Here is a 16,391-nt window from a genome sequence, read left to right as displayed (position 1 = left end):
ATGGTAGAGAGACGTATCTATGGCGTCAACAAATCTTCAGTAATGTTTCGATACAGATACGTTTGAAATCAACGAAGGCCGATCGAGCTGAGCCAATCACTGAAACCGTGCAGGAGGGGATAGGAGAGGGGCACGGAAAGATGGCGAAAAAACAGCGGACTGGCTTTTCCGCAGACGAAAAAAAATCCGGAAATCCTCACTCTCGTGGGCCTTCCGGATTATTCAATTACCGCCAAATATGGTGGGTCGTGTGGGATTCGAACCTACGACCAATTGGTTAAAAGCCAACTGCTCTACCAACTGAGCTAACGACCCGCTGTGTGGTGGTGCGTATAATACTGATTTATAACAGGAATTCAACACCCTACAGCAAAAAAATCAAAAATAATGCGTTGGATCGTCAATTCCGGCCACATTGAAGCCTTCCGCACGCAGGCGGCAGCTGTCACATTTCCCACATGCAAAGCCATTAGCATCCGCTTGATAGCAGGATACGGTCAGCGAATAGTCGACTCCCAGGCGCACGCCTTCGCGCACGATATCGGCTTTGCTCAGGTTCTGCAGGGGTGCCTGGATACGGAAACCTTCGCCCTCGACTCCGGCCTTGGTCGCAAGGTTAGCCAGGGTTTCGAAGGCCTCGACGAACTCAGGACGGCAATCCGGGTAGCCGGAGTAGTCCACCGCATTCACCCCGATGAAAATGTCCTGCGCACCCAGCACTTCAGCCCAGCCCAGCGCCAGGGACAAGAACACCGTGTTGCGCGCTGGCACGTAGGTGACCGGAATGCCCTCGCTCGGGGCTTCGGGTACGTCGATGGAGCTGTCGGTCAGGGCCGAACCGCCAATGCCATTCAGGTTCAGGCCGATGACCTTGTGCTCGATCGCACCCAGATCCCGCGCCACCCGCTCGGCAGCCTGCAACTCGGCACGGTGGCGCTGGCCATAGTCAAAGCTCATGGTGTAGCAGCTGTAGCCCTGAGCCCGCGCCATGGCCACCACGGTTGCCGAATCGAGACCGCCGGACAACAGGATTACCGCTTTCTTTTCAATATTGGCTTGTGTGGTCATATCAGCGCCCCGGCTCGTCATTCCAAAGATATTTGTGCAATTGCATCTGCAAGCGCACCGGCAGGTTGTCCGCAACGATCCAGTCCGCCAGCTCGCGGGCCGGCAGGTCGTGGTGGCTCGGCGAGAACAACACTTCCCCTGCGCGCTTTTCCAGACCGTACTGAATCAGCTTGGACACCGACCAGTCATAGTCCTCGCGGGAACAGATAACAAACTTGACCTGATCGTTGCGGGTCAGTTGCTCGATGTTCTCGTAGCGATTGCGGTGGACTTCTTTCGAGCCGGGAGTCTTCAAGTCAACGACCCGACTGACGCGAGTGTCCACCGCCGAAATATCCATTGACCCACTGGTCTCCAGGGACACTTCATAACCGGCATCACAGAGCTGCTTGAGCAGTGGAATGACGTTGGGCTGGGCCAGCGGCTCGCCACCCGTTACGCAAACGTAACGTGGGCGGTAACCGGCCACCTGGTCAAGAATGTCGTCCAGCGACAGGAGGCTACCGCCGCTGAAGGCGTAGGCGCTGTCGCAATACTGGCAGCGCAGCGGGCAACCGGTCAGGCGCACGAAAACCGTGGGCAGCCCAGCAGTCCGCGTTTCACCCTGTAACGAGTAAAAAACTTCGGTAATTCTCAATGTGTCTTGCATATCCGCCACGGGCGTAACAGCTAAACAGGCTGTCCGCCTCCGTCAGGCACCGCCATGAACCTGCAATCGCACAGTCCAGAACGGCGTGTTTCATAAAAAGGGCAACTATTCTAACGAAGAAACCCGCGACAAGCGCGGGTTTCTTGAATCGAGCCGACGACGCCTTACATGCGCTGCAGGTCCCGTTGAGCCAATTGGGCTGCCGAGGTCCCCGGGTATTGGGAAACCACCTGCTGCAGAATACCCTTGACCTTGTCGGTGTGACCCAGGCGACGCTCTACGTCAGCCAGCTTGTACAGCGAATCAGGCACCTTGGCATGCTTGGGATACAACTGGCTGACCTTCGCAAAGGCCTGGCCGGCACCTTGCAGGTCACCCTTGGCCAGGTTCACCTCGCCCAGCCAGTACTGGGCGTTGCCGGCGTACTGACTGTTCGGGTATTTGCGCAGAAAGGCGCCGAACGCCTGGCTGGCCTTATCGAAATCCTTGGCTTTGATCAGGTCGAAGGCAGCATCGTAATAGAGCTTTTCCTTCGCCGGATCGCCAGGTTCGCTGCTGGCCGCAGGGGCCTGGGCAGCGGGTGCTGCACCGGCGGCGGCATTCGTGTTGCCACCGCTGGAAGAATTATCAGGAGCCGCAGCCGCCGGAGCGCCACCACTGCCTATGCGCCGGTCAAGATCCTGGTATCGCTCCAGGTTTTCCTGCTTCATGCGCGCTACATCATTTTGCAGAACTTCGATCACGCCCTGTTGCTGCGCAATCTGATCTTGCATGCGTTGCAATTGGTTGAACAGCTCGCCCTGTGCCGAGACAGGAGCCGAAGCCCCTGACCCGGCATAGGCGCCGTTCGTACCGTAACCCGCGGGCGGATAACTTCCACCGCTATTGTTATAGCCGGAGTTGTCATCGACCACAGGAACCGCAGCCCATGCCGCAAGCGGCATGAAGCTGAGAGCCAATACAGTTACAGCACGACGGCACGTTCGCATGACGAATTACTTACGCAGTTCGACGCGACGGTTTTGAGCCCAGGACTGCTCGTCGTGGCCAGTAGCAACTGGACGCTCTTTACCGTAGGAAACCAGCTCCAGTTGAGCTGGGGAAACACCTTGCAGAACCAGGTAGCGCTGAACGGCTTTCGCACGACGCTCGCCCAGTGCCATGTTGTACTCACGAGTACCACGTTCGTCGGTGTTGCCTTCCAGAACAACGCGGTTGCCGTTGGCTTTCAGGTCCTTGGCGTGAACGTCCAGAGCGCGCATGGCTTCTGGCTTCAGGTCCGAGCTGTCGTATTCGAAGTAGAAGGTGGTGATTGCGCGCAGAGCAGCTTCTTCGCTCAGGGAACCGTCAACGGCACCGGTGTTTGCACCGTAGCCAGCGTTAGGATCAACAGCGCCTTGACCTGCGTTGTCGCCGCCTTTGGACGAGCAACCTACAGCTACAGCCATGGCCAGAGCCAGCGCAGCAAATTTACCAAACTTCAGCATTTCCATCGTGAAACTCCTAATGAACCCCAGTGTGTTAAGTAAAACGTATAGCGCCGCGTCAGTTCAGGTAAGGGGACCAGGAAGGTTCTCTGACTTCGCCTTGTGCGGTAGGAAGCGGGAGCCTTACGCGTCCGTTGATGGACACGAGCATCAAGACTCCCCGGCCCTGCTGGGCGGTGGCGTAGATTACCATGGTGCCGTTGGGCGCAACAGTAGCTGACTCATCAAGGTTGGTGTCTGTAAGGATTTTTACGCTACCGCGCTGCAAATCCTGCGCCGCCACCCGGAAATTGGTGAAACCGTCCTGACGATGAATCATCACCAGGGTTTTTTCGTCAGCCGACAGTTTCGGGGCAGCGTTGTAGTTACCAATGAAGGTCACACGCTCGGCGCCACCACCATTAACGTTGGTCTTGTAGATCTGCGGCTTGCCACCACGGTCGGAGGTGAAGTAGATGGTCGAGCCATCCTTGCCCCAGAACGGTTCGGTGTTGATGCCCTGGCCGCTGGTCACTCGGCTGATCTGACGCGAAGCCAGATTCATCACGTAGATATCCGGGTTGCCGTCCTTGGACAGCACAAACGCCAGGCGGTTACCGTCCGGCGACCAGGCCGGAGCGCCGTTCAGGCCTTCGAAGTTGGTCAACTGCTCACGGCGACCGGTGTCGATGTGCTGGATGAAGATGCGTGGACGCTTCTGCTCGAACGAGACATAGGCGATACGCTTGCCATCCGGCGCGAAACGCGGCGACAGGATCGGCTCACGCGACTGCAGCAGGGTCACTGCACGCGCACCGTCATAGTCGGAACGCTGCAAGGTGTAGCGCGTGTTGTTCACCGAAAAGCGTTCGGCCGTCACGTACAGCATACGGGTCGAGAACGCGCCCTTGATGCCGGTGAGTTTTTCGAACGACTGGTCGGAGATGTAGTGCGCCATGTCACGCAGTTGCTCGACGGTGCCCGACACGCTGCCGGTCAGCACCTGCTGCTCGGTGGCAACGTTGAACAGCCCGTACTGCACCTGAAGGCGACCGCCGGCAGGCGTGATACTGCCGACCATGATGTACTGCGCACCCAGGGCCTTCCAGTCACGGTAGATGACTTCGCTGCCCTGCGTTGGCAGGCTGATCATGTTCTGCTTGGGGATCGGCGAGTAGTAACCGGAGTTACGCAGGTCGTCACCAATGATCTGGGCCATGTCGTCGGGCAGGACGCTGCCGCCCTGCCAACCGAACGGTACGACGGCGATCGGGGTAGCCCGATCGCTGCCGCTGGTGACCAGAATGTTCTTTTCATCTGCCACTGCCATCCCTGCCAGGCAGCAGATCAGGACAAGCATTCCTCGAAGAAGGTTTCTCACAAGGCTAGATCCTCAGGTGTAAATGTCATCTTGAACGAACGATAAGGAGCAAAGTCGCTCGGTTTCATTCCCTGCATTTCTGTCAGACGACCAATATTCTTGACCGCCGCTACCGCCGATGCGTCAAACGGACCGTCGCCGCTGGACTTGGCCACCGAGACCGTAGTCACGGTACCGTCCGGCAACATGCCGATCTGCAGCACCACCGTCATACCTTTACGCGCCGAAGGTGGACGAGCCCAGCCTTCCGCTGCTCGTGCGCGAATCAGATCATCGAAACTGCCCGCAGTTTCATCACCCTGCTCATCCGCCAGGGCCTGCTGGCGCTGCGGCGTGTCGGAAAGCAAGTCGGCCAGGGCTTGCGCCTTCTTCTCTTCAGCCGATTTACGTGCGGCGTCCTGCTTCTTCTTGGCCGCATCGGCTGCTGCTTTCTTCTTCGCGTCTTCGGCGATCTTCTTCTTCGCCTCTTCAGCGTCAGCTTTCTTCTTCGCGTCTTCCGCTGCTTTCTTCTTCGCGTCCTCGACGATCTTTTTCTTCGCTTCTTCAGCGGCCTTTTTCTTGGCCTCTTCCTCAGCGGCTTCCCTGGCTTCTTCCTCGGACTTCTTCTTGGCTATATCAGCCAATTTTTTCTCTTCGGCCTTCTTCGCTTCAGCAGCCTTCTTCGCGTCATCGGCTTTCTTGGCTTCATCAGCCTTTTTCGCCTCGTCCGCTTTCTTGGCTTCGTCAGCCTTTTTCGCTTCTTCGGCCTTTTGAGCCGAATCTTCTTTCTTTTGTTCCGCCGCTTTTATCTCTTCCTGCTCGACCTTCTTCTGTTCCATCTGCTCGACTTCGGTCTGACGCGCGGCGGATTTCTTCGCCTCACCCGCAATCTTCTGATTGGTCTGGGTGGTTGCCTGACTTTTCGATTTCAGCTGGTACAGGGTCGCCTGAACGATCGGCTTGGCCGGGGGCAATTCCGGAGTCATGGCAAAACTGACGAACAGCATGCCAAAAATCAGGACGTGCAGACCAATCGCCCAGACGGTAGGCCAGAAGTAGCTTTCCGAGGCGGACGGCTCTCTCTGTTGGTGCATCAGGGCGCCTCGGTAATCAAGCCGACATTACCGACACCGGCTTTCTGCAGACCACCCATGGCACCCATGACGGCGCCATAGTCGACACTCTTGTCGCCACGAATGAAGACCTGAGTGTGCTTGCCGGCTTCGTTGCCAGCACGAATGATCTTGGTGACGGCATCGGTCATCTGCGGCAAGGTCATCGCCTTGTCCTGCTGCTTGTCGGTGTCGACTTCGCTGCCAAGGTTCCAGTAGTAGGTCTTGTCAGCCTTGATCGAAATGGTCAGGACCTGGGTGTTGTTGTCCTGCGGCAAGGCTTCACTGGAAACCTTGGGCAGATCGACCTTCACACCCTGGTTGAGCATCGGTGCGGTCACCATGAAGATAACCAGCAGTACCAGCATCACGTCGATGTAGGGCACCACGTTCATCTCGGCGACCGGCTTGCGTTTGTGGCGAACTCGGGCCATGGGGGTCTACCTGCTCACTCTTCGCTGGTGTGCACTTTACGGTGCAGGATCGCCTGGAACTCGTCGGCGAAGGTGTAGTAACGACCAATCAGGTTTTCACCGCGGGCCGCGAAGCGGTTGTAGGCAACAACCGCCGGGATCGCGGCGAACAGACCGATCGCCGTGGCGACCAGGGCTTCGGAGATACCCGGAGCGACGGTGGCGAGGGTCGCCTGCTGCGCCGTGGCCAGACCACGGAAGGAGTTCATGATCCCCCACACGGTACCGAACAGACCGACGTATGGGCTGACGGAACCGACGGTTGCAAGAAACGGCAGGCTCTGCTCAAGTTTTTCCTCTTCACGGGAAATCGCCACGCGCATTGCACGGGAAACCCCCTCCATGACCGCCTCGGGATCAACGCCCGGTTGCTGGCGCAGACGGGAAAACTCCTTGAAGCCGGCACGGAAGATCTGCTCGACACCCGAGTCCGGGTCCGGATTGCTGCCGGCCTGACGGTACAGCTTGGACAGGTCGATCCCCGACCAGAAGCGCTCTTCAAAGCTCTCCAGGGCACGACGACCGGCTCGCAGCAGATTGCTGCGCTGAAAAATCATGATCCACGAGGTGACTGAAGCAGCCACCAGAATCAGCATGACCAATTGCACCACGATGCTGGCATTGCTGACCAAACTCCACATGGAGGAATGGTCGACGACGTTAGCTTCCACGCTTTATCTCCTGCTCTAAGTGAGTACCCGCGCCGCTTGCGTCGGCAAAGGCCGATCGCAAGGCTTCTGGAATGGCCCGGGGTTTCAAACTGTCGGCGCGCACACAGGCCACCAGGAACTGCCCTTCACAGAGCAGCGTTAAATCCGTTGCGCGCCGTACCTGCTGCCTGAAGCGCAGACTCGCACGGTTCAACTCAATGACATCCGCGCTGACCAGCAGTTCGTCGTCCAGTCGCGCCGGCACGTGATAACGCGCTTCGCTGGAATGCACGACGAACAACAGGTTCTCCCCCACCAACTCGGACTGGGCAAAGCCCAACGCCCGTAGCCGCTCGGTACGAGCCCGCTCCATGAACTTTAGGTAATTGACGTAATACACGATGCCGCCGGCATCGGTGTCCTCGTAATAAACGCGACAGCGATGTGCGAACGACTGAACCCCGTTTTGCGCGCGCATACTCTAGTGCTTACTCCTCAGGTTGCCAATCCGGCCAGGCAACTGTTTTTCATACTTATGCGACTTTTTACATGAAGAATTGTGGCGCCAGCCTCTAGGACAGCACGAACCACGAATAAATCACTTGCCGCCGCCCACTCAACCGTCCAACCCATCGAGAAACTCGTCTGCAACAGGCGTCTCGCCCAATCGTGACGGCACATTCAAACCGAAATGCAGGTACGCATGCCGGGTCACGACCCGGCCACGCGGTGTACGCATGATGTAACCCTGCTGAATCAGGTACGGTTCCAGCACATCCTCGATCGTATGACGTTCCTCACCAATCGCCGCGGCCAGGCTGTCGACCCCAACCGGGCCACCATCGAACTTCTCGATCATGGTCAGCAACAGGCGCCGGTCCTGGTGATCGAAGCCGTGCTCATCGACATCCAGCAGGTTCAACGCCAGGTCCGCCACAGCCTTGGTGATATGCCCCTTGGCCCGTACCTCGGCAAAATCGCGCACACGCCGCAACAGGCGGTTGGCGATTCGCGGGGTACCGCGCGCACGCCGGGCAATCTCGAAGGCACCGTCGGCATCCAGCGGCAGGCCGAGAATGCCCGCCGAACGACTGACGATCGTCGCCAGGTCAGCCGTGTTATAGAACTCAAGACGCTGGACGATACCGAAGCGGTCACGCAACGGGTTGGTCAACATGCCTGCTCGGGTGGTCGCGCCCACCAGGGTGAACGGCGGCAGATCCAGCTTGATCGAGCGCGCCGCAGGACCTTCACCGATCATGATGTCGAGCTGGAAGTCTTCCATGGCCGGATACAGGACTTCCTCGACGACGGGCGACAGACGATGAATTTCGTCGATGAACAGCACGTCATGGGGTTCGAGGTTGGTCAGCAACGCTGCCAGGTCACCCGCCCGTTCCAGCACCGGGCCGGAGGTGCTCTTGATCGACACGCCCATTTCCTGGGCGATGATGTTGGCCAGAGTCGTCTTGCCCAGCCCGGGTGGGCCGAAGATCAGCGTATGGTCCAGGGACTCGCTACGCCCCCGCGCGGCCTGGATGAACAGCTCCATCTGCTCCCTGACCGAGGGCTGGCCGATGTACTCGGCCAGGCTCAGCGGACGAATCGCCCGGTCCTGAACCTCCTCACGGTCGCGTCCGCTGGAAGCGGTTATCAAACGATCGGCTTCAATCACTTAAATCATTCCCCTCAGGGCACGACGAATCATCTCTTCGCTGCTCAAGCCTTTTTCCTTGATGGCCGAAACCGCCTTGCTCGCTTCCTGCGGCTTGTAACCCAGGGAAATCAGCGCACTGACCGCATCGGTCTCGGCACTGGCAACCAGCACTGGCGCGACCCCGTCGGGCTGGTTCGGCACCAGCGCGAACATGCTCGGCACAGTTTCCCAGGCCTTGAAACGGTCCTTGAGTTCGACCAGCAGACGCTCGGCGGTCTTCTTGCCCACGCCCGGAACCTTTACCAGCGCCGAGGTATCCTGGGCCGACACGCAACGCACCAGTTCATCGACTTCCAGGCTGGACATCAACGCCAGCGCCAGCTTGGGCCCAACGCCATTGAGCCGGATCAGCTCGCGGAAGAAGTCACGCTCACGCCGACCGACAAACCCATAGAGTAACTGGGCATCCTCGCGCACGACCAAATGTGTGTGCAGCGTCAGCGGTTCACCGACCGACGGCAGACGGTAGAGAGTGGTCATGGGGACCTCCACCTCGTAACCCAGGCCATTCACATCAAGGATAAGGTGCGGCGGCTGTTTTTCAGCCAGAGTGCCGCGCAAGCGTCCAATCACGTATCAGGTCCTTATTTTCGGCCAGGCCGATGGCTGATGAACAGAACGATAGACCCGCCATCATCCGGCAAGAGGCTCTATCGGCAAGCAAAATTGTTTAAGCTGATGATGCTATCAGAGGCGCAAGCGGCCGCCACGCGTCCTTGCCGCCCCCAATCCGTGGGGCAAAAGGCTGGAGCGCGTGTGAGCATGACACAGGGCAATCGCCAGGGCATCGGAGGCATCGACCTGGGGCTTGGCGGTCAATTTGAGCAGATGCATCACCATCATCATCACCTGCTCCTTGTTCGCCCCGCCGGTACCGGCAACCGCTTGCTTGACCTGCGTCGCGGTGTATTCGGCGATTTCCAGGTTTTCCTCGGCACCGGCGACAATCGCCGCGCCCCGGGCCTGACCGAGCTTGAGCGCCGAATCGGCGTTCTTCGCCATGAACACCTTTTCGATCCCCATCGTCACCGGGCCGTAGGTCTGAATCACCTCACGCACACTGCGGTAGACCACCTGCAAACGCTCATGCAGCTCGCCACTGCCGGTCCGGATACAGCCCGATGCCACATAGACGCAACCACGCCCGGTATCACGCACCACGCCGTAACCGGTGATCCGCGAACCTGGGTCGATACCAAGAATAAGAGTCATAACGCCTGCGGTTTGATCGGAGAAAGCCTGCCAATGGCGCGCAGTATCCACTGTATATGCATGCAGGTCGATAGAGTGCTGCCAGGAGGATATTAGCTCAACCCGCCATCAGCGCGAGTGAAGCCCCTGTAGCCCAGGGGCTTGCGTCGCTCAGCCGAGCTGTTCCAGCACTGCCTGAGGGATATCGGCGTTGGAATAGACGTTTTGTACATCGTCCAGGTCTTCGAGCATATCGATCAGTTTCAGGACTTTTTCCGCCCCATCGAGATCGAGTTCGGCACTGGTGGTCGGCAGCATGACGATTTCCGCATCACCGGCCTTGAAGCCTGAGGCTTCCAGGGCGTTACGCACGGCATAGAAACCGGCGAACGAGGTGAAGACATCGATGGAGCCGTCTTCGTTGGTCACCACGTCGTCGGCATCGGCTTCCATCGCCGCTTCCATGAGTAAATCCTCATCGATGCCTGGCGCAAAGGAAATCTGCCCCTTGCGCTCGAAGAGATAGGCCACCGAACCATCGGTACCGAGGTTGCCGCCACACTTGCTGAAGGCATGACGCACAGCAGCAGCGGTACGGTTGCGGTTGTCGGTCATGCACTCGACCATCACGGCGACGCCGCCCGGACCGTAGCCCTCGTAGCTCAGTTCGACCATATCGTCGGTGTCGGCGTTGCCGGCACCCCGGGCCACCGCGCGATCAATGATATCGCGGCTCATGTTGGCCCCCAGGGCCTTGTCCAATGCCAGACGCAGGCGCGGGTTGGAACCCGGATCTCCACCACCCTGGCGGGCGGCGACGGTCAGTTCACGAATCCACTTGGTGAAGATCTTGCCCTTCTTGGCATCCTGACGTTCTTTGCGGTGCTTGATGTTCGCCCACTTGGAATGACCCGCCATAACTCGCTCCGATGCTCTTTGAAATATTGCCGTAAAACATTGCCCGCCGCGCCGTCGGCGCCGACCGGCAAACAGAAATTTCGAACCGTATAAAAGAAAGGGCGCATCCGAGGATGCGCCCACCAGAACCGAGTTACTCGGCTTTGGGTGTTTCGCGCAGACGGATATGCAATTCGCGCAGTGCCTTGGCGTCCACCAGACCTGGCGCCTGGGTCATGACACAGGCCGCACTCTGGGTTTTCGGGAAGGCGATCACTTCACGGATCGACTGGGCGCCGGTCATCAGCATCACCAGGCGATCCAGACCGAAGGCCAGGCCACCATGGGGTGGAGCACCGTACTTCAGGGCGTCAAGCAGGAAGCCGAACTTCTCTTCCTGTTCCGCCTCGTTGATGCCCAGCAGACGGAACACAGCCTGTTGCATTTCCTTGCGGTGGATACGGATCGAACCACCACCCAGCTCGGTGCCGTTCAGCACCATGTCGTAGGCACGCGACAGGGCAGTGGCCGGGTTGGCCTCCAGCTCTTCAGGCGTGCACTTGGGTGCGGTGAACGGGTGGTGCAGCGCGCTGAAGCTGCCGTCGTCGTTCTCTTCGAACATCGGGAAGTCGACGACCCACATAGGCGCCCACTCGCAGGTCAGCAGGTTCAGGTCGTGACCGAGCTTGATGCGCAGCGCACCCAGAGCTTCGCTGACGATCTTGGCCTTGTCGGCACCAAAGAACACGATGTCGCCATCGACCGCACCGACGCGATCGAGGATCACGTTCAGGTTGGCTTCAGGGATATTCTTGACGATCGGCGATTGCAGACCGTCAACACCGGCCGCGCGCTCGTTGACCTTGATGTACGCCAGGCCCTTGGCACCGTAGATGCCGACGAACTTGGTGTAGTCGTCGATCTGCTTGCGCGGCATGCTCGCCCCGCCAGGAACGCGCAATGCGGCGATACGGCATTTCGGGTCGTTGGCCGGGCCGCTGAACACCTTGAATTCGACTTCCTTGAGTTGGTCGGCAACGTCAACCAGTTCCAGCGGGATACGCAGGTCAGGTTTGTCCGAACCGTAGCGACGCATCGCCTCTTCGAAGGTCATGTGCGGGAATTCGCCGAATTCCAGATCCAGCACTTCCTTGAACAGGTTGCGGATCATGCCTTCGGTCAGGCCCATGATGTCTTTTTCATCGAGGAAGCTGGTCTCGATGTCGATCTGGGTGAACTCAGGCTGGCGGTCGGCACGCAGGTCTTCGTCGCGGAAGCACTTGGCGATCTGGTAGTAACGGTCGAAACCGGCCACCATCAGCAGTTGCTTGAACAGTTGCGGCGATTGCGGCAGGGCGAAGAAGCTGCCGGCGTGGGTGCGGCTCGGCACCAGGTAATCGCGGGCGCCTTCCGGGGTCGCACGGGTCAGGATCGGCGTCTCGACATCGAGGAAGCCGTTCTCGTCCAGATAGCGACGAATGCTGGTGGTCATGCGCGAGCGCAGGCGCAGCTTCTCGGCCATTTCCGGGCGGCGCAGATCGATGAAACGATAGCGCAGGCGGGTTTCCTCGCCGACGTCGGAGTATTCGTTGAGCGGGAACGGCGGGGTTTCCGCTTCGTTCAGCACTTCCAGCTCATAACCGAGCACTTCGATGGCGCCGGATGCCATGTTGGCATTGCCGGCACCGGCCGGACGCAGGCGTACCTTACCGGTGATCTTCACCACGTACTCGCTGCGCACACGATCGGCAGCAGCGAAGGTGTCGGCGCGATCCGGGTCGAAAACCACCTGGGCCAGGCCTTCGCGATCACGGATATCGAGGAAAATCACCCCGCCATGGTCGCGACGACGGTGGACCCATCCGCAAAGGGTGACTTCCTGGCCTTCCAGGCTCTCGTTCAGTTGGCCGCAATAATGGCTGCGCATCATGGTCGTGGTTTCACTTCTCGTAATTCGAATTCGGTGGAGGTCTAGCACACCGCAGTGCCTTTGGCGTGCAGGAGCCCGCTCGTGTCGCTCATTTTCAGTCGGCTTTGTCGCCACCGGCCAGGTTTTTCTTGGCGCCGGTCTTGAAATCGGTTTCGTACCAGCCGGTACCGCTGAGGCGGAAGCCTGGCATCGACAGCATCTTTTTCAGCTCTGGCGCCTGGCAGGCAGGACAATCGACCAGAGGGGCGGCGCTGATTTTCTGAATGGCTTCCAATTGATGACCGCAGGAAGCGCATTGGTAGTCGTACATGGGCATGGGGCGTCTCGACAATCAGATAACGACATCACTGCTGCCCGAGCCCAGAGTCGGGCCATGCAGCAAAGAGCGGGATTATATCTGTTAAATCGAGGCTTTGCAGCCGTAGACCGGTCATCGCGCTCCCTTCAGTCGCCTGGCCCGCAACGACCCGCGACTGGCGGCCCGCGCAGCGCGCATTCAGGTCGAATGCCGCAAACCACCCAACGTCAGAAGATGCACCATGCAGACGACACGAATGAGACCACTGAAGTTCTTCACCCCTCCGTAACGCAGATGCACCTCCATATCGACATTGGACAACAACGCATTGACGGTGCACTGGTTGATACCGGCCATATCGGCCAACACTTTCCAGTACACCTCTTCAAGGCGCAAGCAGGTTGCAAATCCGTTCAGACGAACAGACCGCGAAACCGGCTTGGCCAAGCCGATATCAAACTCCAGCAACATCGGCTCGGTCCTGGCCTTGCGAAATAGACCGGACTCGCCCAAACATTGATTCAACTGCACCATCTTCCTCGCACTCCGTCGCTGTACGCCCTTGAATAAGGCGCTCTTGGAAAATCTCGCTTACATAAAACCGTAAGCAAAATTCCTTATCCAGCAGACCGGACCATGGCCTGCGTAGGATGAAGCGACGAGAAAACGCGGAACGTCGGCGCAACGTAGCAAGAACCACTACTGCCGCGTGTCACGAGCACGCAGCACGGGGAATCGCACGAATGAGCCTGCGGCTCACCCGTACGCGCTCCATCACTCTTCCAGCAAGGCCCGCAGCATCCAGGCAGTTTTTTCATGAACCTGCATGCGCTGGGTCAGCAGGTCGGCGGTCGGCTCATCACTGACCTTGTCCAGCAACGGAAATATTCCACGCGCGGTACGCGTGACCGCCTCCTGTCCCTGCACCAGTTGCCGGATCATTTCCTCGGCACTCGGCACACCCTCTTCTTCCTTGATGGAAGACAGACGGGCATAGGTCGAATAGGTACCCGGAGCCGGAAAGCCAAGTGCCCTGATGCGTTCGGCAATCAGGTCCACGGCCAGCGCCAGCTCGTTGTACTGCTCTTCAAACATCAAGTGCAGCGTCCGAAACATCGGGCCACTGACGTTCCAGTGGAAGTTGTGGGTCTTCAGGTAAAGCACATAGGTATCCGACAACAGACGGGAAAGTCCTTCGACGATGGACTTGCGGTCTGCTTCGCTGATACCGATATCAATAGCCATATACATCCCCTTGACATGATTGAAGTCGCACCCGGAAGGTGTAGGACCACTCTAGCAAGACTCGTCGCCACATGCAGCATCGGGCACCCCGTCCCAGAGCCCTCGCCGAAACCCGCCGATACCGCTCAAGCCGTTGATTTGAGAAGGTCCCGGCTTTGCTGTTAAATAGAGGGCGTGTCGTCGCGACGAATATTGGCGCGGCGCATAGGCTGGTAGACACACGTGCCCAACGCCTCACTTTTTTCTCAGAAGCGAACCGTGGGTTGCCAGCTCTTCCTTGCTATCAATCTTGAGTGAGTCAATCAAAATGTTGAAAATCGTCCATCTGCTAACGGGCGCTGTCGCCCTGCTGCTCTCCTTTATACCTAGCCTGCGATCCGAAGCACTGCCTTACCTGCAACAACCCGATGCGCTTTACCTGGCATTCTTCGGCTTGCTCAACCTGATCCTCGCGCCAGTGATTCCCTACTGGAACAAAGGTCCTCGCCACCAACTGCAAAACCTGGTCAGTGCCCTGCTGATCGTCGCGGTCGCTCTACAGATCCTGGTGCTGCTTGCCCCCCTGTCAATGATCGCCGGCCAGCCTGCCGTCCTGCTGAGCCTGGCAGCCGCGGTGATCGCCGTGCTTGTGCATCTGGCGGTCAGCTTCTATAAATCCTCGCCATCCAGTGCTGTGCACAACTACGACATGAGCAACCGCGATACCGGCACCGTGAAGTGGTTCAACACCTCCAAGGGCTTCGGTTTTATCTCGCGCGATTCTGGCGATGATATTTTCGTGCACTTTCGCGCCATTCGTGGCGAGGGCCACCGCGTACTGGTCGAAGGCCAGCGTGTGGAGTTTTCGGTGATGAACCGGGACAAGGGCCTGCAGGCCGAAGACGTGGTTGCTGCATCGCCACGTCGCTGACAATTTTTGCCCGCTCGAAAAAAACCGCGATGCCGTCATACGGCTCGCGGTTTTTTCATGCCTGCACAGCAGCAGTCCGCCGTGTCAGTAGTGCGGCGGCGGCGCTTCATCCTCGGCGATGCCGAATTGCCCCATCATTTCCTCATGACGTTTGAGCAAGGCGGCCATCTGCAATTGCAGACGCTCCACTACCCGTTGCTGCCCGACCAGCACGTCGTTCAACGACTGGATAGTGTCATCCTGAAACGCCAGGCGGGTTTCCAGCTCGGTCACACGATCTTCAAGATTCATGACTGGGCCTGCACATAGGAAAAACCTTCGGCCAACACCGCGCCCAACTGTGCACGGATCACGGCGACCTCAGCCTCGCCATAAGGCTTGGCCGGATGCCTGCCCCAGACAGGAGCAGGCCAGGCCGCATCGCCCTGATGACGGGCAATCACATGCATGTGCAGTTGGGCAACCACATTCCCCAAGGTCGCGACATTCATCTTGTCCGCCTTGAAAGCCTGCTTGAGGGCGTGGGCCAGGCTACTGGTCTCATGCCACAACTGCGCCTGATCCGCTGCATCCAGTTCGAAGACCTCGCTGATACCGGCGCGCCGTGGCACCAGGATGAACCAGGGGTAGTTCGAATCGTTGGATAACAGCAGGCGACACAACGGAAAGTCGCCCATCGGCAAAGTGTCTTGTTGAAGACGCGAATCGAGAACGAACACCGTACACACTCCTGCTTGACTGATTTTCTCGTCCGGGCCGGCAGTTCGAAAACCCACACACCCGGAACAGACCAGGAGGATACCCGCCTTCGCCCTCCAGTTCACTGCACACCGGCAGACAGCAGCAAATGAACACGCCAAACCTGCGCCCCCTGGTCCGGACGAAAGCCCCCAGCCCCGCCTTGCACCATTACGGACGTGATCTGCACCGTTCTCACTCGGCGATGGGAAAAAACACCTGTGGATCATCAAAACGTCATCTTTTCCTGAAAACCTTGCCTGATGGGCAATGCCGCCCTCGTAAGGCCAGTCACCAGAAAGCACGTTTTTCAGGGCAAGTGTATGAGCCGCAACAGCGAGCCGACAGTTTTGCACCAAAACCGCCCAGAGCGACTACTCTTGGTGCACCTTTTATCCACCGGCTACCCAGAAAACGGTGTGAACCGGTAACGTTTTTGGCTTTTTTCAGGTAATCAAGGGATTAGCAGCACAAAGAAAAGTAATACGTCAACCCTCATGGGAGAAGCTGCCGACCCCAGATTTTATAAGGGTTTCAGCGTGACCAGGCAGTCACGGAAATATTTTCTGCCTATTTTCCCATTTTGTGCATGCTTGTTGCATTGCTTCACGGACAGTCGCCACAGAGGGCCTGATCGGACGCTGAAGCTCCGCGACACGGTAACAACGCAATACAGTGCAGCAATGA

20 protein-coding genes and 1 tRNA gene are annotated in these 16,391 nt (G+C 58.5%); 1 reads left to right on the top strand and 20 read right to left on the bottom strand.

What is annotated here, in order from left to right; genetic code table 11:
* Window positions 1-239: 239 nt before the first annotated feature.
* The 18 genes from BLU37_RS14785 to BLU37_RS14700 all read right to left on the bottom strand — a co-directional run bounded on the left by BLU37_RS14785 (window position 240) and on the right by BLU37_RS14700 (window position 14,056).
* Window positions 240-315, bottom strand: a tRNA-Lys gene (locus tag BLU37_RS14785).
* Window positions 316-378: 63 nt separating this feature from the next.
* Window positions 379-1,068: a 7-cyano-7-deazaguanine synthase QueC gene (gene queC / locus BLU37_RS14780; RefSeq protein ID WP_090205976.1), complete on the bottom strand. Its 690-nt coding sequence runs from the start codon at window positions 1,066-1,068 to the stop codon at window positions 379-381.
* 1 nt (window position 1,069) lies between these two features.
* Window positions 1,070-1,717 carry a 7-carboxy-7-deazaguanine synthase QueE gene (gene queE, locus BLU37_RS14775; protein WP_090210946.1) on the bottom strand — a complete coding sequence of 216 codons (648 nt, stop codon included), beginning with the start codon at window positions 1,715-1,717 and terminating at the stop codon, window positions 1,070-1,072.
* 164 nt (window positions 1,718-1,881) lie between these two features.
* Complete coding sequence (gene ybgF, locus BLU37_RS14770) at window positions 1,882-2,706, bottom strand: tol-pal system protein YbgF (RefSeq protein ID WP_026007631.1); 825 nt, start codon at window positions 2,704-2,706, stop codon at window positions 1,882-1,884.
* A gap of 6 nt (window positions 2,707-2,712) precedes the next feature.
* Entirely contained in the window at window positions 2,713-3,210 is a 498-nt protein-coding gene (pal, locus tag BLU37_RS14765; RefSeq protein ID WP_010444246.1) for a peptidoglycan-associated lipoprotein Pal, read from the bottom strand.
* Window positions 3,211-3,262: 52 nt separating this feature from the next.
* Window positions 3,263-4,513 carry a Tol-Pal system beta propeller repeat protein TolB gene (tolB, locus tag BLU37_RS14760; RefSeq protein WP_397428638.1) on the bottom strand — a complete coding sequence of 417 codons (1,251 nt, stop codon included), beginning with the start codon at window positions 4,511-4,513 and terminating at the stop codon, window positions 3,263-3,265.
* A 47-nt stretch (window positions 4,514-4,560) separates the two neighbouring features.
* Complete coding sequence (tolA, locus tag BLU37_RS14755; RefSeq protein WP_090205973.1) at window positions 4,561-5,637, bottom strand: cell envelope integrity protein TolA; 1,077 nt, start codon at window positions 5,635-5,637, stop codon at window positions 4,561-4,563.
* Window positions 5,637-6,089 (bottom strand): protein TolR, encoded by a 453-nt coding sequence (tolR, locus tag BLU37_RS14750; protein WP_010444249.1) that lies wholly within the window; start codon window positions 6,087-6,089, stop codon window positions 5,637-5,639. Before tolR ends, tolA begins: the two co-directional genes overlap by 1 nt.
* A 14-nt stretch (window positions 6,090-6,103) precedes the next feature.
* On the bottom strand, window positions 6,104-6,799 hold the full coding sequence (gene tolQ, locus BLU37_RS14745) for a protein TolQ (protein ID WP_010444250.1): 696 nt from the start codon (window positions 6,797-6,799) through the stop codon (window positions 6,104-6,106).
* The gene (gene ybgC, locus BLU37_RS14740; protein WP_010444251.1) at window positions 6,789-7,256 is read right to left on the bottom strand and encodes a tol-pal system-associated acyl-CoA thioesterase; all 468 of its coding nucleotides are present in this window, start codon (window positions 7,254-7,256) and stop codon (window positions 6,789-6,791) included. Before ybgC ends, tolQ begins: the two co-directional genes overlap by 11 nt.
* A 138-nt stretch (window positions 7,257-7,394) precedes the next feature.
* Entirely contained in the window at window positions 7,395-8,453 is a 1,059-nt protein-coding gene (ruvB, locus tag BLU37_RS14735) for a Holliday junction branch migration DNA helicase RuvB (RefSeq protein ID WP_010444252.1), read from the bottom strand.
* Window positions 8,454-9,068 (bottom strand): Holliday junction branch migration protein RuvA, encoded by a 615-nt coding sequence (gene ruvA, locus BLU37_RS14730; RefSeq protein WP_019362041.1) that lies wholly within the window; start codon window positions 9,066-9,068, stop codon window positions 8,454-8,456.
* A 114-nt stretch (window positions 9,069-9,182) separates the two neighbouring features.
* Window positions 9,183-9,707 carry a crossover junction endodeoxyribonuclease RuvC gene (gene ruvC, locus BLU37_RS14725; protein WP_010444254.1) on the bottom strand — a complete coding sequence of 175 codons (525 nt, stop codon included), beginning with the start codon at window positions 9,705-9,707 and terminating at the stop codon, window positions 9,183-9,185.
* A gap of 150 nt (window positions 9,708-9,857) precedes the next feature.
* A complete protein-coding gene (locus BLU37_RS14720) occupies window positions 9,858-10,604 on the bottom strand; it encodes a YebC/PmpR family DNA-binding transcriptional regulator (RefSeq protein WP_090205969.1) in 747 nt (248 codons plus the stop codon).
* A gap of 133 nt (window positions 10,605-10,737) precedes the next feature.
* Window positions 10,738-12,513, bottom strand: a complete 1,776-nt coding sequence (gene aspS / locus BLU37_RS14715) for an aspartate--tRNA ligase (protein ID WP_019362042.1) — start codon at window positions 12,511-12,513, stop codon at window positions 10,738-10,740.
* A 94-nt stretch (window positions 12,514-12,607) separates the two neighbouring features.
* Window positions 12,608-12,829 carry an FmdB family zinc ribbon protein gene (locus tag BLU37_RS14710; protein WP_010444257.1) on the bottom strand — a complete coding sequence of 74 codons (222 nt, stop codon included), beginning with the start codon at window positions 12,827-12,829 and terminating at the stop codon, window positions 12,608-12,610.
* 180 nt (window positions 12,830-13,009) lie between these two features.
* A complete protein-coding gene (locus BLU37_RS14705; RefSeq protein WP_010444258.1) occupies window positions 13,010-13,345 on the bottom strand; it encodes a ribbon-helix-helix domain-containing protein in 336 nt (111 codons plus the stop codon).
* A gap of 240 nt (window positions 13,346-13,585) precedes the next feature.
* The gene (locus BLU37_RS14700; RefSeq protein WP_010444259.1) at window positions 13,586-14,056 is read right to left on the bottom strand and encodes a Dps family protein; all 471 of its coding nucleotides are present in this window, start codon (window positions 14,054-14,056) and stop codon (window positions 13,586-13,588) included.
* 307 nt (window positions 14,057-14,363) lie between these two features.
* Here BLU37_RS14700 and BLU37_RS29675 point away from each other — a divergent pair, with 307 nt between their 5' ends.
* Entirely contained in the window at window positions 14,364-14,966 is a 603-nt protein-coding gene (locus tag BLU37_RS29675) for a cold-shock protein (protein ID WP_090205966.1), read from the top strand.
* Between the two features lie 84 nt (window positions 14,967-15,050).
* On the opposite strand, the gene BLU37_RS14690 is transcribed toward BLU37_RS29675, so the two are convergent.
* The gene (locus BLU37_RS14690; RefSeq protein WP_010444261.1) at window positions 15,051-15,257 is read right to left on the bottom strand and encodes a SlyX family protein; all 207 of its coding nucleotides are present in this window, start codon (window positions 15,255-15,257) and stop codon (window positions 15,051-15,053) included.
* A complete protein-coding gene (locus BLU37_RS14685; protein WP_090205963.1) occupies window positions 15,254-15,685 on the bottom strand; it encodes an HIT domain-containing protein in 432 nt (143 codons plus the stop codon). Before BLU37_RS14685 ends, BLU37_RS14690 begins: the two co-directional genes overlap by 4 nt.
* Window positions 15,686-16,391 lie beyond the last annotated feature (706 nt).

Origin of the sequence: Pseudomonas asplenii, from assembly GCF_900105475.1 — a bacterium.
Classification (GTDB): Bacteria; Pseudomonadota; Gammaproteobacteria; order Pseudomonadales; family Pseudomonadaceae; genus Aquipseudomonas; species Aquipseudomonas asplenii.
This window is presented reverse-complemented; position numbering and strand designations above follow the sequence as displayed.

What these genes read in the sequence shown, in the direction of transcription:
- queC (WP_090205976.1), bottom strand. Translation starts at nt 1,068, where the DNA reads ATGACCACACAAGCCAATATTGAAAAGAAAGCGGTAATCCTGTTGTCC.
- queE (WP_090210946.1), bottom strand. Translation starts at nt 1,717, where the DNA reads ATGCAAGACACATTGAGAATTACCGAAGTTTTTTACTCGTTACAGGGT.
- ybgF (WP_026007631.1), bottom strand. Translation starts at nt 2,706, where the DNA reads ATGCGAACGTGCCGTCGTGCTGTAACTGTATTGGCTCTCAGCTTCATG.
- pal (WP_010444246.1), bottom strand. Translation starts at nt 3,210, where the DNA reads ATGGAAATGCTGAAGTTTGGTAAATTTGCTGCGCTGGCTCTGGCCATG.
- tolB (WP_397428638.1), bottom strand. Translation starts at nt 4,513, where the DNA reads ATGGCAGTGGCAGATGAAAAGAACATTCTGGTCACCAGCGGCAGCGAT.
- tolA (WP_090205973.1), bottom strand. Translation starts at nt 5,637, where the DNA reads ATGCACCAACAGAGAGAGCCGTCCGCCTCGGAAAGCTACTTCTGGCCT.
- tolR (WP_010444249.1), bottom strand. Translation starts at nt 6,089, where the DNA reads ATGGCCCGAGTTCGCCACAAACGCAAGCCGGTCGCCGAGATGAACGTG.
- ybgC (WP_010444251.1), bottom strand. Translation starts at nt 7,256, where the DNA reads ATGCGCGCGCAAAACGGGGTTCAGTCGTTCGCACATCGCTGTCGCGTT.
- ruvC (WP_010444254.1), bottom strand. Translation starts at nt 9,707, where the DNA reads ATGACTCTTATTCTTGGTATCGACCCAGGTTCGCGGATCACCGGTTAC.
- BLU37_RS14720 (WP_090205969.1), bottom strand. Translation starts at nt 10,604, where the DNA reads ATGGCGGGTCATTCCAAGTGGGCGAACATCAAGCACCGCAAAGAACGT.
- aspS (WP_019362042.1), bottom strand. Translation starts at nt 12,513, where the DNA reads ATGATGCGCAGCCATTATTGCGGCCAACTGAACGAGAGCCTGGAAGGC.
- BLU37_RS14710 (WP_010444257.1), bottom strand. Translation starts at nt 12,829, where the DNA reads ATGCCCATGTACGACTACCAATGCGCTTCCTGCGGTCATCAATTGGAA.
- BLU37_RS14705 (WP_010444258.1), bottom strand. Translation starts at nt 13,345, where the DNA reads ATGGTGCAGTTGAATCAATGTTTGGGCGAGTCCGGTCTATTTCGCAAG.
- BLU37_RS14700 (WP_010444259.1), bottom strand. Translation starts at nt 14,056, where the DNA reads ATGGCTATTGATATCGGTATCAGCGAAGCAGACCGCAAGTCCATCGTC.
- BLU37_RS29675 (WP_090205966.1), top strand. Translation starts at nt 14,364, where the DNA reads ATGTTGAAAATCGTCCATCTGCTAACGGGCGCTGTCGCCCTGCTGCTC.
- BLU37_RS14690 (WP_010444261.1), bottom strand. Translation starts at nt 15,257, where the DNA reads ATGAATCTTGAAGATCGTGTGACCGAGCTGGAAACCCGCCTGGCGTTT.